Annotated in this window: 17 protein-coding genes and 1 tRNA gene; 14 read left to right on the top strand and 4 right to left on the bottom strand. The window is 43.5% G+C overall.

The window, feature by feature from the left end:
- Position 1 precedes the first annotated feature (1 nt).
- Positions 2-77, bottom strand: a tRNA-Val gene (locus ACS8FC_RS12775).
- Positions 78-396: 319 nt separating this feature from the next.
- On the opposite strand from ACS8FC_RS12775, the gene ACS8FC_RS12770 reads away from it, so the two are divergent.
- The 7 genes from ACS8FC_RS12770 to ACS8FC_RS12740 all read left to right on the top strand — a co-directional run bounded on the left by ACS8FC_RS12770 (position 397) and on the right by ACS8FC_RS12740 (position 10,705).
- Positions 397-2,037 (top strand): cardiolipin synthase, encoded by a 1,641-nt coding sequence (locus ACS8FC_RS12770; RefSeq protein ID WP_439297068.1) that lies wholly within the window; start codon positions 397-399, stop codon positions 2,035-2,037.
- Between the two features lie 91 nt (positions 2,038-2,128).
- Entirely contained in the window at positions 2,129-3,607 is a 1,479-nt protein-coding gene (locus tag ACS8FC_RS12765) for a tetratricopeptide repeat protein (RefSeq protein WP_439297067.1), read from the top strand.
- Between the two features lie 212 nt (positions 3,608-3,819).
- Positions 3,820-5,421 (top strand): 3-deoxy-D-manno-octulosonic acid transferase, encoded by a 1,602-nt coding sequence (locus ACS8FC_RS12760; RefSeq protein ID WP_439260626.1) that lies wholly within the window; start codon positions 3,820-3,822, stop codon positions 5,419-5,421.
- A gap of 38 nt (positions 5,422-5,459) precedes the next feature.
- Entirely contained in the window at positions 5,460-6,203 is a 744-nt protein-coding gene (locus ACS8FC_RS12755) for a 16S rRNA (uracil(1498)-N(3))-methyltransferase (RefSeq protein ID WP_439297066.1), read from the top strand.
- 197 nt (positions 6,204-6,400) lie between these two features.
- On the top strand, positions 6,401-7,531 hold the full coding sequence (locus ACS8FC_RS12750) for a Fe(3+) ABC transporter substrate-binding protein (RefSeq protein WP_439260628.1): 1,131 nt from the start codon (positions 6,401-6,403) through the stop codon (positions 7,529-7,531).
- A gap of 50 nt (positions 7,532-7,581) precedes the next feature.
- Entirely contained in the window at positions 7,582-9,258 is a 1,677-nt protein-coding gene (locus ACS8FC_RS12745; protein WP_439297065.1) for an ABC transporter permease, read from the top strand.
- A 268-nt stretch (positions 9,259-9,526) separates the two neighbouring features.
- Positions 9,527-10,705 (top strand): ABC transporter ATP-binding protein, encoded by a 1,179-nt coding sequence (locus ACS8FC_RS12740; RefSeq protein ID WP_439297070.1) that lies wholly within the window; start codon positions 9,527-9,529, stop codon positions 10,703-10,705.
- A gap of 90 nt (positions 10,706-10,795) precedes the next feature.
- On the opposite strand, the gene ACS8FC_RS12735 is transcribed toward ACS8FC_RS12740, so the two are convergent.
- Together ACS8FC_RS12735 and ACS8FC_RS12730 are read right to left on the bottom strand one after the other, a co-directional pair.
- Positions 10,796-11,659 (bottom strand): methyltransferase domain-containing protein, encoded by an 864-nt coding sequence (locus ACS8FC_RS12735; RefSeq protein WP_439260630.1) that lies wholly within the window; start codon positions 11,657-11,659, stop codon positions 10,796-10,798.
- Positions 11,660-11,727: 68 nt separating this feature from the next.
- On the bottom strand, positions 11,728-12,003 hold the full coding sequence (locus tag ACS8FC_RS12730; protein WP_299216460.1) for a hypothetical protein: 276 nt from the start codon (positions 12,001-12,003) through the stop codon (positions 11,728-11,730).
- Positions 12,004-12,349: 346 nt separating this feature from the next.
- On the opposite strand from ACS8FC_RS12730, the gene ACS8FC_RS12725 reads away from it, so the two are divergent.
- From ACS8FC_RS12725 to ACS8FC_RS12695, 7 genes are all read left to right on the top strand, one after another.
- Positions 12,350-14,092: an alpha/beta hydrolase family protein gene (locus ACS8FC_RS12725; RefSeq protein WP_439260631.1), complete on the top strand. Its 1,743-nt coding sequence runs from the start codon at positions 12,350-12,352 to the stop codon at positions 14,090-14,092.
- A 383-nt stretch (positions 14,093-14,475) separates the two neighbouring features.
- On the top strand, positions 14,476-17,241 hold the full coding sequence (gene gyrA, locus ACS8FC_RS12720; protein ID WP_439297064.1) for a DNA gyrase subunit A: 2,766 nt from the start codon (positions 14,476-14,478) through the stop codon (positions 17,239-17,241).
- A 169-nt stretch (positions 17,242-17,410) separates the two neighbouring features.
- On the top strand, positions 17,411-18,481 hold the full coding sequence (rarD, locus tag ACS8FC_RS12715; protein ID WP_299216451.1) for an EamA family transporter RarD: 1,071 nt from the start codon (positions 17,411-17,413) through the stop codon (positions 18,479-18,481).
- 231 nt (positions 18,482-18,712) lie between these two features.
- Positions 18,713-19,783, top strand: a complete 1,071-nt coding sequence (gene rarD, locus ACS8FC_RS12710) for an EamA family transporter RarD (protein ID WP_299216448.1) — start codon at positions 18,713-18,715, stop codon at positions 19,781-19,783.
- 157 nt (positions 19,784-19,940) lie between these two features.
- Positions 19,941-20,609, top strand: coding sequence for a glutathione S-transferase (locus ACS8FC_RS12705; protein ID WP_299216445.1), 669 nt, complete (start codon positions 19,941-19,943; stop codon positions 20,607-20,609).
- Positions 20,610-20,725: 116 nt separating this feature from the next.
- Positions 20,726-20,971, top strand: a complete 246-nt coding sequence (locus ACS8FC_RS12700; RefSeq protein ID WP_439297063.1) for a hypothetical protein — start codon at positions 20,726-20,728, stop codon at positions 20,969-20,971.
- A 40-nt stretch (positions 20,972-21,011) separates the two neighbouring features.
- Positions 21,012-22,184 carry a ribonuclease Z gene (locus tag ACS8FC_RS12695; protein WP_439297062.1) on the top strand — a complete coding sequence of 391 codons (1,173 nt, stop codon included), beginning with the start codon at positions 21,012-21,014 and terminating at the stop codon, positions 22,182-22,184.
- Here ACS8FC_RS12695 and ACS8FC_RS12690 read toward each other — a convergent pair.
- Positions 22,129-23,127 (bottom strand): ATP-binding protein, encoded by a 999-nt coding sequence (locus tag ACS8FC_RS12690; protein WP_439297061.1) that lies wholly within the window; start codon positions 23,125-23,127, stop codon positions 22,129-22,131. The genes ACS8FC_RS12695 and ACS8FC_RS12690 overlap by 56 nt on opposite strands.
- Positions 23,128-23,166: the final 39 nt, after the last annotated feature.

Genomic DNA, 23,166 nt, shown 5'->3' with positions numbered 1-23,166 from the left:
GTGGTGGGTGATGACGGATTCGAACCGCCGACATTCTGCGTGTAAGGCAGACGCTCTACCAACTGAGCTAATCACCCGCTCTGTGGGTGTGTATTATATAGATTTACATCTGCCTGTCAAATAGTATTTTATAAAAATTTCAAATAATCCAAAATAGACTGTAAACATAAGCTATGGTGATAGTAGTTTATAAGAATGAGCAATCAAAGAATCTTGGATAAATATGTATTAAGCAAGGGTGCTATTATAATACGAGAGTGAGATGATCTGATAAGCTGCATTCGTTAAAGACGGCTTGTTGCCTTTATCTATTGTTTGATAATAAAAAACTACTATACTACCAAGCCGTAGATATCAATTATCAATGTTTTCTATCCATATTTTGTTCTGCGTAGGGTGAGGGAGGCAGTTATAGAATCTTTAGCGACTGAGCAGCACCTTGCATCGTGGTCTTGGGGTAGCTTTGCAGGGTTAGGACTGCTATTACACATCATATTAATGGTGATCATGACTTTGCGTGTGGTCTCGGTACAGCGCAATATTGGAGTGGCGATTGCCTGGATAGCGGTTCTATACACCCTGCCAGTGTTTGGGTTTATAGCTTATATTCTAGTCGGCGAACCGATGATCGGTCGTCGTTATCGGCAGCGTGTGGATCAAGCAAGCTTGCTAATGAACGACATAGCAGCACGTGAGCGGATGGTGTTTGATCAAGGACAGGATTTGTTGCCGATTAACTATCGGGGCGTGAGTCGTATCGGTACACGCTGGACAGGGTTTGGCGTGTACGCTGGACATAGGATGCAACTGCTAACTTCATCTAGAGCGTTTTTTAATCATCTGATTAGCGATATCGATAATGCTAAGCGCACCATTCTTATAGAGTTTTATATTATCTACCCCAAAGGCCAAGTCCTAGATGTGCTGAAGTCTCTAGCTGCTGCCGCCAAACGCGGGGTAGAGTGTCATATATTAATAGACAGTGTCGGCAGTTTTAGCTTTTTTAATAGCTCTGAGCATCGAGCGTTAGAGCGAGCAGGCGTGTTCGTACACCAGTCACTACCGGTAGGGTTGTTTAAGACATTATTTAAGCGCTCTGATTTGCGTAATCATCGTAAGATTGTGGTAATCGACGAATATATCGGTTATACCGGTAGTTTTAATTTGGTGGATCCCAAGTTTTTTAAACAAGACAAAGGTGTTGGTCAGTGGGTTGATGTGATGATGCGCAGCGTTGGTCAGCAGCCAATTAGCATAGCTACGGCCATGGCTAAAGTTGTCATTACTGATATCGGTGCTGAGAACAATGACAATCTAGATGCATTAGATAAGCGGGTAAATAGCTATACTCGTAAGTTGTATGTATTGAATCCGACCATCAATGATATTAACAGCCGAATTCAGGTGCTCGTTGATGATGTGGATAGTTATATACCTACTGTACCAGGCTCAAAGTCGATTGCGATACCGCAAATGCCTGTGGTTGATGATGTTGTTGCACAGCTCATTCCTTCAGCGCCGCAGGTGACCGCTCATGTCATTTATAATACCTTAGTGACTATTATTCACCGCGCCAATAAGCGTATTCAAATTACGACGCCTTACTTTGTACCAGATGAAGCGCTGTCAGGAGCATTAGAAACAGCAGCAAAGCGCGGTGTCGATGTGACTTTAATTATTCCAGAAAAGGTGGATTCGTTTTTGGTGCAGCATGCGTCACAAGCGTATTATCAAGAACTGCTTGAAGCTGGCGTAAAGATTGCATTGTTCCAAGGTGGACTATTACATGCTAAAACGGTAGTTATTGATGATGATTATTGCCTGTTTGGTACAGTGAACATCGATATGCGTAGCTTCTATTTAAATATGGAAGTAAGTTTGGCGATATATACACCTGAAATGGTTGCTCAAGTCGCTGACTGCCAAGATGCTTATTTGCAAAGCTGCCGATTTTTAAGTCTAAAAGAGTGGCAGCAGCGTCGCGATTCTGAACGTTTATTCGATAACGTAGTGCGTCTGTTTAGTCCTTTATTGTAGTCGTTACCGTCTTTGTATAACTGATTTGTATAACCGATGCCTAATCTAGTAATGCCATTTGTGATTTTTATTCAGAGGATATGCCCATTCCATGCTTGCTACGCCAAACGCTACTTTAGCTAAGATCCCTAAAACGTCACTTGGTTATATGGCGGAAGGCTACTGGCAAGATTTTATAGCAGATCGTCCTATCGCAGGGGGTATCGCTTATGAAAAGCAGCTGCATGAGTGTCAATTAGATGAATCGCTCGCCAGCTTACAGCGAGTAGACACGCTGATTTTGCAGATACGCCGTGATATTACAAAGGCAAAAGACCAGTCTGAGGGCTTAGGCGAGGTTGCACTGCTGGCTGATGAGCGCTATCGCAACTTATTACTGTTTTTAGCATTTTATGCAGGGCGAGTGCTGGCGCGTCAGTGGCAAAGTGAACCACATTGGTATGAACAGTTTGAACTAAAAAAGCATTTTGATACGCTACCGTTGATTGCAGAGGATTTTTATCAATCCATGGCTGTGGTATATAGTAATAACTCTAATGATAGTGCAGATATATTTTTTGCGTTAGAGCCCATGGGCCTGCGTCTATTTGGGTATATTGATCGGCAGTTTCAGGCGGTACAAGGTGGGCAAGTTGCTAGCGGATTGTATCAAGCGGTAAGTGCGCGACTACCAAAAAATAATGGTATTGATGAGAGTGTTACAGCTGAACCAAATGTAGAGCATTATTCTGAATCAGTAGATGTTAATCCCAGATTGATTGATGATGAAAATTTTCAAAGCCAACGGCTACCAGTCCAAGCTACCGAACATAGAGAAATTCCTGTTACCAAGCTAGCCGTAGCACAGCAAGCTGTGCCTTCAATAGTCGATGTAGCAGCGAGTGTCAAACCTAAAATATCTGAAATGCCTACTAATTTCAGTGCGACTACCACCCAACTGCAAACTGTTAGCCCCTTAAAGGTCTCTATAACGCCAGAAATATTTACTCAGTTACTTATAGAGTTAGATGAGATTGAGGTGCCACAAGCTACTGGCCACGATGACTATCTGCAAGCGTGCAAAATACTGGATCAATTCGAGCACCATATTGCGCGGCAAAATAAGCCGCGTGACCAAGTGACGTTTTCAGAGCACCATCAGGCAGCACGGCAGCAAGCACTAATACGTCTGCAAAATTCTGCCGAATCTGGTAATACCACTGCGATGTTACGCTTGGCTATGTACGAGTTACTAGGTGAAGGGCAAATAGCGGATGCAGAAGCCAGCAAAGTAGTAGGGACTGACTGGGTTAAACAAGCGGCGAACAGTAAAGATGTTCGTGCCCAGCGCTTACTTAGTAAGATGTACTATCAAGGTATCGGCGTGCCGCAAGAGGTGAGTAGCGGTCAATATTGGTTGGAGGAAGCGGCTAAAAATGGACATACAGAAGCAGCAGATCTGGTGGCTAAGTGGCAACAAGCTCAAACATTAATCACATCGCAAAAGCAAGAGCAGCATAGTATTAAGCGTTATCAAGTGTTGGTAGGAGTAGTGGTGCTTGGTGCAATATTGCTCATTGTATTTATATAACAATCAAGCACTCACTTATCGCGTTGTAAGGTTTTAGACTAGCTATTTAACGATACCATAAGACGGTAATTAGTAGACCATACGATTTTCTGCGCACATTTTCTGCGCACTTAGTCACTAAGTTGTATGGCTTTTTCATGATTTACGGTAAAATTTATCAACGGTTGACTGTCTAACTTGTCATTTTATCTATCACAAAACTGGGCTTCTCCATGCCATCACCTTCTGTACCACCGTCTACTGAATCTGAGCCATTAGCGGCTCAAAAAGATTTTGATAACGATACGCTGGATAACCATTCGCTAGATAACTGTGCGTTAAGTAGTACTGCGCCAATCAAACGCGCCACTCGCATGCCACCTTGGTATTATCAGCTTGCTATCACGCTACTAAAGCCATTGTATCGCATTCAAGTTTGGCGTCGTTCGCGCAGTCGTGACAACTATCAACAAGAAGTTGCGCAGCGCTTTGGCAAGCAGTATCCACCGCGTCCGGTATCAAGCGACACTTGTAATGACAAAACAATTTGGTGTCATGCCGTCTCGTTAGGAGAGACCAATACAGTCGCGCCCTTGCTCGATGCTCTATTGGCACAAGGCTATAATATATGGCTAACCAATACCACACAGACGGGTTATGCGCGCGGTGCCAGTCGTTTTGCTGAGGAGATTGCTCAAGGTCGGATGAGTCACAGTTATGTGCCAGTAGATACGCCCGCCGTTATCGAGACATTTTTGGCGCATGTACAGCCTGTCGCTGCGTTGTTTGTCGAAACTGAATTATGGGCAAATATTTTAGCCACTTTATCGCAAAAAGACATTCCTAGTATTCTGGTAAATGGACGACTATCAGCGGCATCTTTTAACCGCTATCAAAAGATAAGCGCCGTAAGTGCTAGCATGATGCAAAACCTCAGTTTAATCATCGCGCAAGATAGCGACTCTGCTAAACGCTTCCGGCAGTTGGAAGCAGATAGTGCGCAGATACGCGTTGCAGGCTCACTTAAATGGGTCATCAATACGCCTAAAACTACCAATTCCAAAAACGTCACTGATTCCAAACTAGCGACTAATAAAGTCAAAGAAGATGGCGCTATTAATGAGTTGTCGAATCTGTCTGATTCGCAGTTTGTAGACCGTCCAGTTTGGATAGCAGCGAGCACTCATAGCGGTGAAGAAAGTATGGCATTAGCGCTACACCAGCAACTATTGGATATAGCGGAGCTGTCTACGGCCCTACTTATCATCGTACCCAGACACCCTGAGCGCTTTGATGAGGTGGCTGCGCTCATTAACGAAACAGGTTTGCAAATGGCAAGGCGTAGTCAAGACGAAGACATCACTACAAAAACGCAGGTTTATCTGGCTGATAGTATGGGCGAGCTGATGCGATGGTATGCACAAGCAGATGTAGCGCTTGTTGGTGGTTCTATCGTTGATATCGGCGGCCATAATCCTGTGGAGCCTATGAGTGTGGGCACGCCAGTACTTATGGGACAGTATACCCAGTCATGTCAGAGCGTCGTAGATAAGCTGGCAGGTGCTGGTGCTTTATATCAACCAAACAACCATTTTTATCAAGCAATCGGCAGTGACGAGCATCTAATAAACGACTCTACAAGCGATGATGAGATGATATATCAACAGCTACAGTTTTGGCTGCGTCATTTAGAGATTGCCAGAAAAGCGGGACAGGCAGGTAAGCAGATGACCATTCAGGAGCAGGCAGTATTGACCCGACAACTAGCGATGATAGAAGAGACAATTGAAAAGTTTTCTAGCGTGTATCCTCAGGCCGACCAGCCATATCTCTAATCGTCGTTCACTCTTATTTTTATTAAGCGATCTGCTCTATGAATTGTATTTTGTTGCCTGCATCTGATATTGCACCGCCTTATGCACAGATTAACTCGCCTGTACAAATCGAACACATCAATAAGGTATTAAAGCTACCAGTTGGTGCGACGCTCAAAATCGGTCAGCTTGGTGGCAATCTTGGTACAGCAGTTATTGACGATATGTCACCTAGTAACATACAGCTACGTGAGGTACAGCTCGATACTCCGTCGCCAGCCAAATTAGAGGTTACTGTGATTTTGGCATTGCCACGGCCTAAAGTACTACGGCGCTTGATCATGGACATGACCGCATTGGGTGTTTGTCATATTATTCTGATTAATAGTTACCGTACTCAAAAGAGCTATTGGCAAAGTCCGCTACTGATGCGGCTTAATGAATTTGTATTAGAAGGTTTGCAGCAAGGGGTCGATACGATAGCGCCGCGCATTTCTTTACAAAAACGTTTTAAACCGTTCGTCGAAGATCAGCTGCCCAGTCTGATTACTCATGACGCTATAATCGCTCATCCTTATAGCGATCTGGCCTTTTCGCAATATCTACAACAACTGCCTGTAGAGTCTATATCTTCTGCAAGAGTTCAGCGGCCAGATGTGGTTTGCATCGGAGCTGAAGGGGGCTGGGTTGATTATGAGATTGAACTGCTATGTAAGCAGGGATGCAAAGCGGTAAATATAGGCCCTCGAATCTTACGCACAGAAGCTGCTGTAAACGTGATTTTGGGGCAATGGCTAATATAAAATGAATAGAATAAAACTCTCTATAAACTGTACTTTTTGGGGGCAAAACCAGTCGAAATAATGTATTGATAATTAATCTCATTTCTATTAGTATATTGTTTCTGGTTTTTATCATTGTTTTAGCAGTATAAACGCCTACCTAATTGCTTATCATCTAAACTATCTCATTTATCTTTTATACTATTATGGAGAAGACCATGTCATCGAACGCGGTTGCTGAACGTCTGTCGCTAACTCGCCCTGTTAAGGCTACCTTATCTGTTGCTGTCTTTGGCATGATGATGGGTCTAGTGGGTTGTAATAACGCATCTACTCCAGCTGAAGACGCAGAGACGCAAACGCCGACCACTGAAGAGGCCAGTAATGATAGTACCGTGGCGACTGCAGGTGATGATCAAGTGGTGACGATTTATTCGTCACGTAACGAGCAGCTTATTAAGCCATTGTTAGATAAATATACCGAAGAGACAGGCGTAAAAATCGAGCTGGTTACTGATAAGACAGGTCCATTAATGGCACGCTTGCAAGCTGAAGGTCAGAACACACCGGCCGACATGTTATTGACGGTCGATGCTGGGAACTTATGGCAAGCTGCGCAGCAAGGATTATTGCAGCCAGTGGCTTCTACGGTACTTGAAAGCAATGTTCCTGCTAAATACCGAGATCCAAAAGGTCAGTGGACAGGTCTGTCGCTGCGTGCACGCACGATATTTTATGATCCAAACAAAGTCAGTGCTGATGAGTTATCAACGTATGCAGATTTGGCTGATCCAAAGTGGAAAGGTAAACTGTGCTTGCGTACCTCTAAAAAGGTCTATAACCAATCGCTTGTCGCCAGTATGATGGAGCATTTGGGCGAAGAAAAGACAGAAGAGGTTATTCGTGGATGGGTCGATAATCTAGCGACTGACGTATTTAGTGATGATACCAGCATGTTAGAAGCCATCGCTGCAGGTCAATGTGAAGTTGGTATTGCTAACAGTTATTACTATGGCCGTATACTTGATGAAAAGCCTGACTTCCCTGTCGAGATATTTTGGGCAAACCAAGATACAACAGGCACACATGTAAATATCTCTGGCGCTGGTGTGACCACCAACTCAGACAATCCAGATGGTGCGCTTAAACTAATAGAGTGGTTGTCCTCTGATGAAGCTCAAGGTATTTATGCCAGCTCAGACAAAGAGTATCCAGTAAAAGAAGGCGTTGATGAGTCAGACATGCTCAGATCGTGGGGCACGTTCAAACAAGACGATATCAATGTGCAAAAATTTGGCGAACTACAAACACAAGCGATCCAGATGATGGATAAAGCAGGTTATAAATAATCGGTTGCTGGGTTTAGTTTATAAGCGTCTGACAGGGTAATATCTATATTATGACAATGACAAAAGCGTCTGCTAGTGAAGACAGTACTGTCAAAGATAGCCCTGCCAGTGACACTCGTGTTATTCGTCAAGAGCGTATAGTCGGTAAGCGTATTATTTCAAAATCAGTCTTAGGGCTGATTTCGTCGTTTATGCTCATCCCAATTTTAATTGTTCTTTTTGCTTGGACGCAGCCAGTTGCAGATATCTGGTCGCATATGACAGATTATGTGCTACCGCAAGTCCTCAAAAATACGGCCATCTTACTGCTTATGGTGACCGTTATTGCTGGCAGTATTGGTACGACGTTGGCATGGATAACGAGCATGTACCGCTTCCCAGGACAGCGGTTTTTTTCGTGGGCGCTAATGCTGCCCTTAGCCATGCCAGCTTATGTGCTAGCGTTTGTGACAGTGGGAATGGTTGATTTTAGTGGACCGTTACAGACGGGACTACGGGATTTGGGGATTAGCACCGTGATACCCTCAGTACGTAATGTCTGGGGTGCTGGGCTAATATTGTCACTGGCGTTTTATCCTTATGTATATCTGCTGGCAAGGCAAGCGTTTTTATCTCAAGGTCGGCGTGCGATAGAAGCAGGTCAGATGCTGGGGCTTAGCCGCAGTCGAGTGTTGTTTCGCTTGGCTCTACCGCAAGCGCTGCCTTGGATTATCGGTGGGCTGTTGTTAGCGACGATGGAGACTTTGGCAGATTTTGGTGCCGTCTCGGTGTTTAACGTCGATACCTTTACTACGGCTATTTATAAAGCATGGTTTGGGTTTTTTAGTTTAACCACGGCAGCGCAATTGGCCGCTTTATTGATCGGTGTGGTATTTATTGTGGTATTGTTTGAGCAGTATTGGCAAGCAAGACGTGGCAATGCAGTCACTCAAGGGAGCAATCGCCGTTTAGAGGCCAGTACACCTGCAAAGCTTACAATGACGCTGCTGTGTACGCTCGTATTTTCAATTGCCTTTCTCATACCATTTTTACAACTGTTCTATTGGACAGCGACGAATTTTCGTCAAGATTTCGATGCACGTTATATCGATTTTGTAACCAATAGTTTGATGATTGCCAGTATGACGACGCTACTTATTGCTTTGCTTGCTATCATCGTTGCATGGATTAAACGTCAGTATTCTGACAAAACAACGAAGCTGATGACCACTTTAGCCAATTTAGGTTATGTCGTACCAGGCACAGTACTAGCTGTAGGGGTTTTTATTCCGATTGCTTGGGTTGATAATCAACTGATCGCTATCGGAGTCACCTCAAAGCAAGTGCTATCAGGAAGTGTTATTGTCATGCTACTTGCGCTCTCAACCCGTTTTATGACGGTCAGCTTCCAACCTATCGACCGTCAGCTACAGCGTTTGACGGTCAATCAAGAGGCGGCTGCAAAGTTGCTCAGTGACAGTCCATTACAGCGCTGGCGTCAGGTGGTATTGCCGATACTCAAACCAGGTATGTTGACTGCACTATTAATGGGTTTTGTAGAAGTCATGAAAGAGATGCCGATTACACTTATGACACGGCGTCAAGGCTGGGATACGCTGGCAGTACGTGTGTTTGAGATGACTAGTGAGGGGATGTGGGCAAGGGCTGCGTTGCCAAGCTTACTTATCGTACTTGTCGGACTGATTCCAGTATGGATATTGCTACGTCAAAGTGACAAAAATAGCTAGCGTAGTCATAGTACGTTAAATCAGAATGACGATATAGTAGATTTAACGTACTATGTCTTGTAGCGTACTATATATAGCTATGTTCAATTGACATTCATTGTTGCTTTTATCGTATTACTTATTTTATCTCTATCGCTCATTGGTAACATCTATGCATACTGACCTGATCAAAGACTCAGCAGACCGAACAGATCACTCCAAACCAAAATCTATTGGCAAAAAAGTCATGCCTACCAATACTCGGCAAGCCTCTACCTGTGCGGTTATTATGCCGCAGTCCAAGCACTATGAATCAGCGGAGACGCATGATAAGCCTTATCTTAGTGTGAGAGGCTTAGTCGTCGGTTATGATGATACCACTGTCGTTGATAAGATGTCTTTAACGCTGCAGCAAGGTGAGATTGGTTGCTTTTTAGGCTATAGTGGCTGCGGTAAAACCACAGCATTACGTGCCATCGCTGGGCTAGAGCCTACGCGCCAAGGCTTTATTAGCTTGAATGGTCAGCGCCTAACAGAGCAGACAGCACGTACATCTTTTGCCGTTGCACCTGCTAAGCGCGGCATGGGCATGGTATTTCAGGACTATGCATTGTTTGGTCACCTAAGTGTGGCAAAAAATATTGCTTTTGGTCTAAATAGTTGGTCAGTCGCTGACAAAAAAGCACGCGTGACTGAGATGTTGAATCTGGTTGAGTTAACTGAGCATGCCAACAAGCGTCCAAGTGAGCTTTCAGGCGGTCAGCAGCAGCGAGTTGCTTTAGCACGTGCCTTAGCGCCCAAGCCCCAATTATTGTTACTTGATGAGCCCTTTTCTAATCTTGATGTAGTACTGCGCGAATCACTGGCGATGAATGTACGTGATATTCTTAAACGTACCAACACCACAGCGATACTGGTGACTCATGATCAAAATGAAGCCTTTGCAATTGCAGACAAAGTAGGGGTGATGCACAGAGGTAAGCTGGTACAGTGGGCCACGCCAAGTGAGCTATACCATGAGCCAGTTAGTCCGTTCGTTGCTGAGTTTGTTGGTGAAGGAGCCATGATAGATGGCATCATTAAAGAGGGACATGTCGAGACCGCGCTTGGTGATATCTATCGACGTATGGAAGTTTACGATGAACTGGGCCAGCCGCAGTATTGCGAGTATGACTATCCTAATGGCACGCCGATCAAAGTGTTGGTGCGTCCTGATGATATCATTCACGATGATGACAGTACGCAGACGGCATTAGTCGTTGGACGTGTGTTTCGCGGTGCCAACTATCTATATCGTTTGCAACTCGATGATGGACAGACGGTTTTATCCTTAGTCGCAAGCCATCACAATCATGAGATTGGAACGCATATTGGCATTTTACCTTTGCTAGAGCATGTGGTTGTATTCGATGAAAAAGAGATTAATGCCACGACTTGGTCAGAATACGATAGATCATTTATAGATTAAGAAATAAGAGCGTAATTGATACTGATCAATATTCCAATGCAACAATATTTTCAAGGCAATAAAAGGGCTACGACAAAACGGCTATTAAAATTAAGTTTTGCGAGTGGCCATTATATGCAGATAACGGCCAAGCCACTTATAAGGCTCTTGCTGCGAGTAGCGTAGCTCCATTCTAATGACTGCGTCAGGGTCGGTATGCCCGCCACGCTTTAATGGTGCATAGTCATGAAACACGCGCAGACCACTTTCTAATACGATTTGATACTCATGTTGTTGTAACCATGACTCAACTTCTTGCTTGGCAACAGGATAATTGGGCGTCAAACTTCTATTGTTATCTGCTTGGTAGTCAGCCTTATCAAGTAAGGTATCGAGCAAATTAAAATTACCCATGATCAAGTTTCGATAGTCAAAGCTTGCCGGATTGTAAAAACACAATGACAAAATACCATCAGTCGCAAGATGCTTATCGAAGAAGTCCATTACCGCTTTTGGGTCTGCAAGCCACTCAAGTAGTGCATGACACAGTATGACATCAAACTTATCTGTAGAATCTGTCGTTAGTTTACCTGTTCCTAATTTAGCTTCAAGTGCCTGATATGGACAGACATACCATGTGATATCTAGGTCTTTACCAGTTTGCTCTGCATTCGTTCTGGCTTTGTCGATCATATTAGCAGATATGTCATTAATGACGACTGTATGGCCTTGAATAGCAAGTTCTGTTGCAATCTGAGCAAGCCCAGCGCCTACATCTAAAATACGCAATGGTCGCTTGAGCAGATGGCTAAATTGTTCGACATAACCAAAGATATCACGGCGTAAGACAGCCAGACGAATATCACCCTTTAAACCACCATATACCTTTTTTTCAAAATGATCGGCAATCGCATCAAAACTGCGGTCGGTACGTTTATCGTCTAGTGCTGTCAATTGGTTGTCGTCATTTATCATTACTTTTGAGTCTGCTGTTTATGGAGGTAGAAGATAATGTTTTATAGATATAGCAATGATCATTGGCTTTATCGTCGTCTATTAATTACCCATTTGAATACCAGTTTTGCTAAGGTAATAATGACAAACACCACGACGATAAATACCCAAATACCATTGTTTTGTAAATTGTCTTGATAGGCTTGTGCTAAGTAACCAGATAATACCATCGCAATCAGTAGTGAGCCCCAGCGCACAAAGGGTAGCGCGCGATAATGATGGCTTGGAAAGCTGACAGCATAATCACTAGAAAAGCTGTACAGTATCATAGCCAAAATCCAGACGATAACAAGGATGATATCCATAACGATAAATGCCTATTTTATAGGGATTAATAAGAAAGATTATAACAAGGACTTATAATATAAAAGGGTAGTGTAACGAGTAGAAATTTTTTGTCTACCATAACCGTAATTTTATCCATTAACGTCACATTTTAGTCTGTATGCACGCATCAGATATGGGCAACTAACAAATAGTTATATGACAGCAGATTACATGGTTTTCGGTAGCTTTTCATCACAGTTTACGGTATAAACAGTAAGGTGTAAGAGATAACAATGGTCATGTTATTTTTATATAAAGTAGGTTTTGGTCAACTGCCAAGGATGTCTGACAATTTTCGTTTTATCACTGCTAAGGATAGCAATTATGTCTAAATTTGAATCCAATCTTAATAAAGACAGCAAGATCGCTCCAGTTAATGCTATGGATGTTCAGCAAACAAGCTCTATTAGTATCCTAACAAAATCAACCAAACCAATTATGGTGCGAGGTGTGCTATCAGTCGCCGTAGCAAGTAGTTTACTATTGATGGCCGGCTGCGGAGACGATGACACCACGATCACTACTGAGTATATTACATCTGTTCAAGCTGTTAACGCATTTGATAAGGCCCAGATAGATGGTGGTTTTGGTCTGGAGAACACTGCAACACCTGCGGCAAAGTGTGACATCAAAGTAGAAAAAGTCAGCTATCCAACAGTGGGGGCAGCAGGCGAGCGTACGAATGCAACGGCGGCATTGATGTTACCAAGTGGTGATAGTGCCGACTGTCAGGGCGACCGACCTGTATTGCTCTATGCGCATGGCACCACTACTGACAAAGCCTATGATTTTAGTCAAGTAGGTAATCCGCAAAATTCAGCAGGATCAGAGGCAACCCTTATAGCAGCAAATTTTGCGGCGCAAGGTTATATCGTGGTCGCGCCCAACTATGCAGGCTATGATGATTCTGAGCTTGATTATCATCCTTACCTAGTGGCAGATCAACAGTCAACTGATATGGTCGATGCCTTAGATAGCGCACGTGTGATAATCAAAAAGCAGCAGCGTAGCAAGGATACTAAGTACATCAATATCGACGACTCTGGTGAACTGTTTATTAGTGGTTATTCGCAAGGTGGCTATGTGGCCATGGCCGCAGCAAGGCTATTGGAGCAACAAGGCAAATCTGTGACAGCGATAGCGCCATCATCAGGGCCGTATGCATTAGCTGCTTTTGGCGATACTATATTTTCAGGCAACGTCAATATTGGCGCAACTCGGTTTGCACCGCTACTGGCAACTGGCTTGCAAAAAAAGTATAAAAACATCTATCGAAATAGCACAGATATCTTTACGACAAACTATTCAAACACTCAGCTACCAAGCTTATTGAGCTTTGGAGAGCTGGTAGCGGCTAACAAGCTGCCAGATAACGCATTGTTTGAAAATAATCCCCAAAACAACCCTACACTTGATATGTTACCGCCACCGACTGTCCCTTTTGCGTTCTTAGGGTTTGCGGATGATAATTATTTGATCAAAACGGATTTTCGCACCATGTACGTAGCCGACGCGCTGCAAAACCCTGATAGCCTTCTTGCTGGAACGGGTGCGCTTCCAGCAGACAGTCCACAAGATAACTTACGTAAAGCCCTAAAAGCCAATGATCTACGCGGCTACATACCTAAAATGCCAACCTTATTGTGCGGTGGTAATCAAGACCCAACCGTATACTATGACCTAAATACTGGTTCGATGTCGGCTATATTGCAACAAGCAAGCATGAGTCCAGCTGCCAATCTAAACATTACTGTATTAGATGTGGACGCAACCAATGACGATGATCGTAATCAAAACACAGTGACATCAATCGGCAGTGCTGCTATGAGCAATGCTTGGATGAATACAGATACAATCGATAATATCCAAAATAGATTTGCCACGACTTTGACGGCAGTTCAAAATCAAGCTATTGCAGATGCGCAGTCAGTAGGAGTCACCAACCCAGATTTACTAGCGCAAGCAGCAGGTGCTGCGGTACTGGCCAGCTATCATGGCGGATTGACCAGTACCTCTTGTACCCAAGCTGCGCGTGAGTTTTTTGAACAGAACTTTAGACAATCATAAGAGGACGCACGTAATAAAATTGTTCGTACGTAGGCGTTGAACAGATAATAATAACAACGCCTAAAAACTGCATATACTCTGGTGCAGTTTTTTTTGTTTTATCGGTAAAAAATAAATACTACTACGCACGCTCAATCAGCATTTTTACTAGATTTTAATGACCGTGAAATGTCCCTAAATCAGCAAATTTGTGCTAAAATAGCTTCTTTTATTCAACCTTAAAACTATCACCGTTTTCCTACTATTTTACCCGCTTGATGGTGCTTTTTTATAGTCTGTTTCTCATTAATATTGACGCTTTTATGCGCCTTTATTTTTGTATGATTGTGAGCGTCTCCAACTGAGTCAAATATTAGAAAAATAATGTGAGTGAAGGAGTGTATATGAGCGAATCGGTCAGTCCTATTGGCATCGTAGATGAACTAAAGCAGTCCTATCTGGATTATGCGATGAGCGTGATCGTCTCGCGTGCGCTGCCTGATGTGCGTGATGGGTTCAAGCCTGTACACCGCCGCGTGATGTACGCCATGCACGTGCTATCAAACGATTATAACAAGCCCTATAAAAAATCAGCACGTGTGGTCGGTGACGTCATCGGTAAGTATCATCCACATGGTGATAGTGCGGTCTATGATGCTATCGTACGTATGGCGCAGGATTTCAGCTTGCGCTATCCAATGGTTGACGGTCAAGGTAACTTTGGCTCGATTGATGATGATCCTCCGGCAGCGATGCGTTATACCGAAGTACGTATGACCAAACTGACCCACCAGATGCTCGCTGATTTGGATAAAGACACGGTCGATTGGGAAGACAACTACGACGGCTCTGAGCGCATGCCAAGCGTGATGCCAGCGCGTATTCCTAATTTATTGGTCAATGGTGCAACAGGCATTGCGGTCGGTATGGCGACCAATATGGCGCCGCACAACCTGACTGAGGTGATTAATGCCTGCCTAGCTTATGCTGAAAACCCGCAAGTATCAGGCGAGGAGCTGATGAGTCATATCTCAGGCCCTGACTTCCCGACGGGCGGTATCATTTATGGTCGTGCGGGTATTTTAGATGCTTATCGTACGGGTAAAGGTCGTCTGCATATACGGGGTCGCTATCATATCGAGCCGATGAGTGACACAGGTGTCAATCGTGATCGCGAGCGTATCGTCTTCACTGAAGTGCCGTATCAAGCCAATAAAGCTAAGCTCATTGAACGTATTGCTGAGCTGGTGCGTGATAAAAAAATCGAAGGCATTACTGAGATTCGTGATGAGTCTGACAAAGAAGGCATGCGCATCGCCATCGACTTACGCCGCGGTGAAACGGCTGAAGTTATCGTCAACAATCTATTTCTTCAAACGCCGCTTGAGTCTAGCTTTAGTATTAATATGGTGGCACTTGACAATGGTCAGCCAAAATTACTGACTTTGCGTCAACTGATTGCCGCTTTTGTGCGTCACCGTCAAGAAGTCGTCACCCGCCGTACTATTTATGAGCTAAATAAAGCGCGCGTACGTGGTCATTTGCTTGAAGGTTTGACTGTCGCTTTAGCCAATATTGACGAAATCATTGCGACTATTAAAGCCTCTGCTAATCGCGGTTTGGCACGTGAAAGCTTGTTAAACAACACTTGGGGCTCAGGTAGTGTGGTTGCGATGCTGACAGCCGCTGGCAGTCAATCAGTCCGTCCTGAATATATCGAAGGCGAAGATCCTAAAGCGCCGTTTGGTCTTATTGATGGCACAACCGCAGGTGAACAACGCTACCGCTTGTCACTAGAGCAGGTCAATGCCATCTTAGACATGCAACTGCATCGTTTGACGGGCCTTGAACAGGATAAATTGACCGAAGAATACCAAGACTTATTGCGTGAAATCGCTCATTTAGAATCTATTCTTGGTGATTTTGATAAGCTTATGACTATTATCTCCAACGAGATGATTGAGATTCGTGATAATTTTGGGGATGAGCGACGTACCGATATTATTGACTCACGTACTGATTTTAACCGTGAAGATCTTATTCCTGAACAAACCGTCGTCATGACTGTCTCACGTACAGGCTACGCCAAGACTCAGCCTATTGATGATTATGTCGCGCAAAAACGTGGCGGTAAAGGCAAGTCTGCAACCGTGATGAAAGAAGATGATGTGATTGATCATTTAGTCGTGACCTCAACGCATGCAACGGTACTGTGTTTTACTGATACTGGACGTGTTTTTAGTTTACGTGGTTTTGAAGTGCCTATTGCCAGTCGCGGCTCTCGCGGTCGTCCACTAGTCAATCTGATTGGTCTAAATGGCGACGAAACGGTAACAACTATTTTACCAATACCGCAGACCACGTCCGAGGTAACGGGTCATTTTGTATTCTTTGCCACAGCCAATGGTACAGTGAAGCGGGTAGAGCTAGAGCAATTTGCCAGCATTCGCTCTAATGGTCTGATTGCTGTTGTTTTAGAAGATGGTGACAAATTGGTCAGCGCACGCATTACCAATGGTAGCCAAGATGTTATGCTGTTTGCCTCAAGTGGTAAAGCCATTCGTTTTGATGAAAACGATGCACGCTCGATGGGTCGTACGGCGAAGGGCGTCCGTGGTATGCGTCTCGCTGATGATGAGTTTATCAAATCATTAGTCGTTATCGAAGATGACGTACGCGAAATCCTGATTGCCTGTGAAAACGGCTTTGGTAAGCGTACCTTTATTGATGAGTTTAACACTCAAAACCGTGGTGGCGGCGGTGTCATCGCTATCAAGACCAGTCAACGTAATGGCGCTTTAGTACGTGCCACCAAGGTTGAGCCTGAAGATGATATTATCCTAATTTCAGACAAAGGCACGCTTGTACGTACACCAGTAGAACATGTTGCAAGTGCAGGTCGTAATACTCAAGGCGTCACACTCATTCGGTTGTCTAAAGATGAAAAACTGGTGGCGATGGCACGTGTTGAAAACGAAGAGAGCGACAATGAGCTGATTGATGCGATGAAACAGGATGGAACGTTTGAGTCAGAAGAGCAAGTAAACACAAGTGGCTCAACTGACAATGCCGCGAATACTGACATAAGCGAGTCTATTGATATTGCAAATGATCATAAATTGGATGACAGTACAGCAAATAATAGCAATGACGTTATCGATGAAGAGTAAGCGAAATGAATGTCTGATTGAATAGCTTTTTAGTTTAGTTCTTCGTAACTTTGCTACAAAAAAGCCTCTGACATTATTGTTGGAGGCTTTTGTTTGTTTCTTCATTTTTTGATGTTTTAAGTTGTTTATAAATTATGCCCATAAAGTTCTATTTTTTAAGGCGTCTGTTATGCTCACTACCAATCAAACTTTTCAAGGAACCGTTGCATCGGTAACATCAAGTTTTTTATTTGCGTTCATGTTCTTGTTTGGGTTATTTATGATGCCCTTGTCAGGTACACAGGTCGCATCATGGCGCGTGCTGATGATGTTATTGAGTCTAGTATTATTGGTTAGTCTTACCAAGCAGTGGCAACATGTCTTTGATTATTTAAAAACGCTAAAAACGCCCAAAGATTGGTTATTATTTCTACTACCAACACCAATACTCGGCGGACAGATTTGGCTGTTTATGTGGGGGCCTGTCAACGGCTACGGTCTTGATGTTACTTTGGGCTATTTTTTATTGCCACTCATCATGATAGTAGTTGGGCGCTTTTTTTATCACGAACATATGAGTATCCTACAATGGGTAGCCGCACTATCTGCAGCGATAGGGGTTGGTTATGATATATTTCAATACGGTTCGATATCATGGGTCACCTTGTTTGCGTGTTTGGGTTATCCGCCATATTACCTACTACGACGTAAATTGGCGGTACCGCCAGTGACTGGTTTATTGTCTGATCTTACTTTATTGGCGCCTGTGGTGTTAATCATGCTTTATGTTAGCGGTGGCTTTAGTATGGCGATGCAGACCAGTAAGTTTTGGTATCTGTTACCATTACTTGGCGCGTTTAGTGCTCTAGCGATGTCGCTCTCTATGGTTGCTAGTAGTAAATTGCCTGTTTCGTTGTTTGGCGCGCTCAGCTATCTTGAGCCTATGCTATTGTTTGTATTTTCTATCACGATATTGGGTCAAAGTCTTCATGAAGGCGGCTCTTTATTTATGTATGGTATGATTACTTTGGCGTTAATTTTCATGATTTTAGAAAGTAGTTTGGGTTACGTAACGCGTCGCCGTGACAACCGACTTCATGGCTATAACGAGCCACAAGTGGTCGGCTTCCCTCCGCGTCGCCGTCTGATAGACCGCCGTATAAACGGTGTGCTGACAGCCCATCGTTTTCGTAGAATTAGAAAGTATCAAAGCAAAATAGATAAAATGCAGCGAAAAATAGAGCGATTAGATGTAAAGTAAGTGTTTGCCAGAAATTAATAGGTAAATTGACGGCCCAGTTAAGTAGACATATTGCTTATATGGTTTGACTTTGACATAATGCCGACCATGATGTAAGCCGAACACATCAAAAGCGTTCAACTTAGATTGCGCGACGATCTTATATACAAAAGCCTCAGACGTTCTCGTCTGAGGCTTTTGTTTTTTTTAAAAATTGCCATGGATGTGCCCCAATCGTTAAAGGCTGTTGTGATGCTGACTATTAACCAAACTTCGCAGGGTACAATCACTGCTGTTGCTGCAAATTTTTTATACTCATTACTGTTCTTATTTGGCCTACTGCTACAACCATTATCAGGTACGCAGGTCGCTTCGTGGCGCGTGCTGACAATGTTTTTTAGTCTGGTGTTGCTGGTAAGCGTACTAAAGCAGTGGCAGCACATTTTTGATTATCTAAAAACACTAAAAAACGCAAAAGAGTGGTTTTTGTTTATACTACCCACACCGATTTTAGGCGCGCAAATCTGGATATTTATGTGGGCGCCAGTCAATGGCTTGGGGCTTGAGGTAACGTTGGGTTATTTCCTATATCCGATGATTATGATCGTTGTTGGTAGGTTTTTTTACAATGAAGACATGAGCTTGCTGCAATGGGCTGCGATACTTTTTGCAGGCGCAGGTATTGCTTATGATATTTTTCAATACGGGGCAATATCTTGGGCGACTTTATTTGTTTGCTTGGGTTATCCTCCTTACTATTTACTACGTCGCAAGCTGGCAGTACCGCCTATCACTGGTCTGATCTCAGACCTTGTATTGTTGTTACCGGTGGTACTGGTTGCACTATATATGAATGGCGGTTTTGAAGTAGCAATTACTAATCACAAGCTTTGGTATCTACTGCCTTTATTAGGTATTATCAGCACCGCTGCGATGTCACTAACGATGGTAGCGAGTCAAAAGTTGCCTGTCTCACTATTTGGGACTTTGTGCTACCTTGAGCCAATATTCTTGTTCATATTTTCAATCGCAATTTTAGATCGTAACTTACATGATGGTGGCTCTATACTAATGTACAGTATGATTTTTATCGCACTGCTGATTATGATTGCTGATAGCGCACTGGGTTATATGGCGCGCAAACGTGAAGACCGTCTACATGGCTACAATGAGCCACAAGTTGGCAGTTTTCCACCACGTCGCCGTTTAAAGAATCGCCGTATCAAAGGCGTATTGGCTGCACATCGGTTTCGCAAAATTAGACGTTATCAATCCAAAATGAATAAGATATCGGATAAAATCGATCAGCTATATTCAAGATAAAACCGCAAAGATACGAGATATAAAACGCATTATCCAGTCATTAATTTTGACTGTTTTTGAATGATATGACTGTATTAAAGCATGGCTAAGTGCGCTATCATCAATAGCATTAATAAGTTGCTTTGCTTAACTTACCAACTATCATTAGGGTGAATCCATGTTACATCTGCATCATTTAGAGAACTCGCGCTCGTTTCGTATCATATGGCTTTTGGAAGAACTAAACGCTGATTATCAGCTGACTTGTTATGAGCGTACTAAAGCTTACCGTGCGCCTGAAAGTTTAAAGAAAATTCATCCACTTGGTCATACTCCTATCTTGGAGGTGAACGGGCGTGCGCTGGTCGAATCAGGATTTATCATTGAGTATTTACTCAAACATTATGATAAAGAACAACATCTTAAACCTACTGATGACAATGAAGAGGCATGGGAGTCTTATACTTTTTGGCTACACTTTGCTGAAGCATCAATCATGCCGCTGTTGGTCATGCGTTTGGTATTTACCAAAGTGGTCGAAAAATCACCAATGCTTATCAAGCCTGTGAGCAAGAGTATTCGTAAGCAAGTCGAAAACAATATGATTAGTGATAGTCTGACAACGATGCTAAATATGATGGAGCAGCAACTACAGCACAATCATTGGTTTGCAGGTGAAGCTTTTAGTGCTGCAGACATTCAGATGCATCTTGTGGTCGTCGCTACCAATGCAGGAAGTGGGCTCGACAAAGTAAAATACGCCAATATATTAAATTGGTTAAAACGCTGCGAAGCGCGAGCAGCTTTCAAGCAAGCTGAAGTCAAAGGTGGCCGTGTCCAGTTCTAGGACTACTAGATTTATCAAAGTGCTTATAGATGCTAGCTACTGCTATGTTGATTGCGTTTGGGGCATGTTAAGTTCAATATGTCCCATCAATAAATAGTCCTCTAAAAGGTAAGACAATGACAGACTCTAATAACTTGAATAAACCCTCTAGTTCCGATAAGGATCAGCTGGCACAGCAGCAGCTTGCTTCTCAGCAAGTAACTGTTAAGGCGTGGTCGCAAAAGATATTAGTCGTTTTATTATGTATAGCAAGCTTCTATGGAGGTTGGAAGTCGCACGAATCTAGCATGGTCAATCAATGCTTTGCTAGTGGTGGTCAAATCGTTGAGGGTGATAAAACCATTCTTTGTAAATTGTCGTAAACTCTTTGAATATGAATAAATTTTGCGATAACGACGACTTATGCTGCAACTAACTTTTTTAGGAACATCAGCTGGTGTGCCGACCAAGCAGCGCAACGTAACAGCGCTGGCGATTGAGTGCCTTAATCCTTATCTGTCAGGATCTAATCAACAGCAGAGTAAAAAATCGCGTTCATGGTTACTCATTGATTGCGGTGAAGGTACACAGCAGCAACTGCTCCATACCAAACTATCACTGCATCAGCTTACCGCTATTTGTATTACTCATGTGCATGGCGATCATTGCTATGGTTTGCCAGGATTGCTCGCTAGTGCTGCCATGTCAGGACGTGCCGCGCCGCTGATTCTTATCGCACCCAAAGCCATTAGCAAACTATTAGATGCTGTAATACTAGCTACTGAGTTACATTTGCCATTTGCCATCGATTTTATGGCGATTGAAGAATTGCAGTCTCAGCCAGATAATGAAAATAAAGGTCAGGTAAATATTAGCTTAGACAAGCAGCAACAGCTAACGATAGATATCTATCCTCTATCACACCGCGTGCCATCCTATGGTTTTGGTATCACTCAGACTATCAGTCGTCGCACGCTCAATACCGACAAGTTGCTAGCAGCTTGTATTCCAGCTAGTAAGTTGTGGGGGAAGTTGCAGCAAGGTGAAGATGTTATAACCGAGGACGGTAAGCAGCTACGCGCAGCAGATTACGTCGATAACGACGAGCAACGTACAAGGGTTGTAGTGGCTGGTGATAACGATACGCCAAGTCTTTTAGCTTCTGCGCTACAAGATACCGATTTATTGGTACATGAGGCGACTTATACCAATGAAGTCTTAACCAAGATTCAAGCTAAAAATCCAGATTTTGCCCCCATGCATAGTAGTGCGCAGCGAGTTGGCAAGTTTGCTCAAGATATTGGTCTACCTAATCTCATTTTGACGCATTTTAGTGCTCGTTATCAGCGTTTCGATAATCTAGATAGCACGATGCCTAATATGGCGCATATCCGCTTAGATGCAAAAAGCGTTTATCACGGCAACTTATGGTTAGCGGCAGATTTTGCGCAATATAGGGTAGATGGTGCAGTAGAAGTAGTTGAAGGTCAAGCAGACAGCCGCGTGCAGTATGTAGGAACTGCACGCGACAGCAAATGGGTTAAGACTGACTATCTGCAGAAGCCAATTGGGATTGTCCTATCCAGTAACGACTAAACTGATAAGCGACGCGTCCCGAACGTCCGCCACGCTCTGATGCCCAACGCAGTGCCGCCGCTCTAATGGTCTCATTGAGTTCCTTATTAAGCTCTCCGTCAACCGCTTTATCATTACTATTGTTATCACTATTAGCATTCATAACATCGCTAGTAATTTGTACTGGCTGCAAGCTTAAATAATGCTGAACAATTTGCAAATACGTATGCTGATTCATTGGATAGAATGATAACCACAAACCAAAGCGATCAGATAGCGATACGGTCTCGTCAATGGTTTCGTAAGGGTTGACCTCATCGGTATTTCCATCGTAAATATTGACGTTGTCTTTCATCAATTGTGGCAATAGATGTCGACGATTACTAGTCGCATACACCAATAGCTTATCTTGCTCAGAATCGAGCGAACCATCCAATACACTTTTTAACGTACGATAGCTTTCATCTTGACCGTTAAACGCGAGATCATCACAGTACACCACATAGCGACTACCACAATCAGCTGGTAGCTCGTTAATGGCTGCGCGAATCTTGTCTAATACCAACAAATCATCGCGAGCAATCTCAATAACGCGTAAGCCTTCGCTATGATAGGCTTGCAGTAACGCTCGAATCAGTGATGATTTACCTGCGCCGCGTGTCCCAGTCATCAATACGTGATTGGCTGGATAGCCTTTAAGAAATTGGCGCGTGTTTTGTACCAGTTTTGACTTTTGGGTGTCGATACCATGCAAGTCATCCAAACTCAAAAATAAGTTAACGGCTAACGGTTCTAAATGTCCGGTGCGTCCACCAACCCAGCGATACGCCAGCTGTGCAGGATCAATTTTGATAGTAGGGGTCACGTGCTCTGCTAAATATTGACTTAATAAGTCCAATAAAGGGGCAGGTAGGGCGTAATCAGTGGACGGTTTATCAGTAGATGGATTGGTTGGTTGGGACATAATGACTCTAATAATTAAGGTTACGTTTCATTTATTTTA

It is taken from the genome of Psychrobacter sp. 1Y4 (genome assembly GCF_051847555.1).
The sequence above is the reverse complement of the archived record's forward strand: the minus strand, read 5'-3'. Positions and strand labels throughout refer to the sequence as shown.

What these genes read in the sequence shown, in the direction of transcription:
- ACS8FC_RS12765 (WP_439297067.1), top strand. Translation starts at nt 2,129, where the DNA reads ATGCTTGCTACGCCAAACGCTACTTTAGCTAAGATCCCTAAAACGTCA.
- ACS8FC_RS12760 (WP_439260626.1), top strand. Translation starts at nt 3,820, where the DNA reads ATGCCATCACCTTCTGTACCACCGTCTACTGAATCTGAGCCATTAGCG.
- ACS8FC_RS12755 (WP_439297066.1), top strand. Translation starts at nt 5,460, where the DNA reads ATGAATTGTATTTTGTTGCCTGCATCTGATATTGCACCGCCTTATGCA.
- ACS8FC_RS12750 (WP_439260628.1), top strand. Translation starts at nt 6,401, where the DNA reads ATGTCATCGAACGCGGTTGCTGAACGTCTGTCGCTAACTCGCCCTGTT.
- ACS8FC_RS12745 (WP_439297065.1), top strand. Translation starts at nt 7,582, where the DNA reads ATGACAATGACAAAAGCGTCTGCTAGTGAAGACAGTACTGTCAAAGAT.
- ACS8FC_RS12740 (WP_439297070.1), top strand. Translation starts at nt 9,527, where the DNA reads ATGCCGCAGTCCAAGCACTATGAATCAGCGGAGACGCATGATAAGCCT.
- ACS8FC_RS12735 (WP_439260630.1), bottom strand. Translation starts at nt 11,659, where the DNA reads ATGATAAATGACGACAACCAATTGACAGCACTAGACGATAAACGTACC.
- ACS8FC_RS12730 (WP_299216460.1), bottom strand. Translation starts at nt 12,003, where the DNA reads ATGGATATCATCCTTGTTATCGTCTGGATTTTGGCTATGATACTGTAC.
- ACS8FC_RS12725 (WP_439260631.1), top strand. Translation starts at nt 12,350, where the DNA reads ATGTCTAAATTTGAATCCAATCTTAATAAAGACAGCAAGATCGCTCCA.
- gyrA (WP_439297064.1), top strand. Translation starts at nt 14,476, where the DNA reads ATGAGCGAATCGGTCAGTCCTATTGGCATCGTAGATGAACTAAAGCAG.
- rarD (WP_299216451.1), top strand. Translation starts at nt 17,411, where the DNA reads ATGCTCACTACCAATCAAACTTTTCAAGGAACCGTTGCATCGGTAACA.
- rarD (WP_299216448.1), top strand. Translation starts at nt 18,713, where the DNA reads ATGCTGACTATTAACCAAACTTCGCAGGGTACAATCACTGCTGTTGCT.
- ACS8FC_RS12705 (WP_299216445.1), top strand. Translation starts at nt 19,941, where the DNA reads ATGTTACATCTGCATCATTTAGAGAACTCGCGCTCGTTTCGTATCATA.
- ACS8FC_RS12700 (WP_439297063.1), top strand. Translation starts at nt 20,726, where the DNA reads ATGACAGACTCTAATAACTTGAATAAACCCTCTAGTTCCGATAAGGAT.
- ACS8FC_RS12695 (WP_439297062.1), top strand. Translation starts at nt 21,012, where the DNA reads ATGCTGCAACTAACTTTTTTAGGAACATCAGCTGGTGTGCCGACCAAG.
- ACS8FC_RS12690 (WP_439297061.1), bottom strand. Translation starts at nt 23,127, where the DNA reads ATGTCCCAACCAACCAATCCATCTACTGATAAACCGTCCACTGATTAC.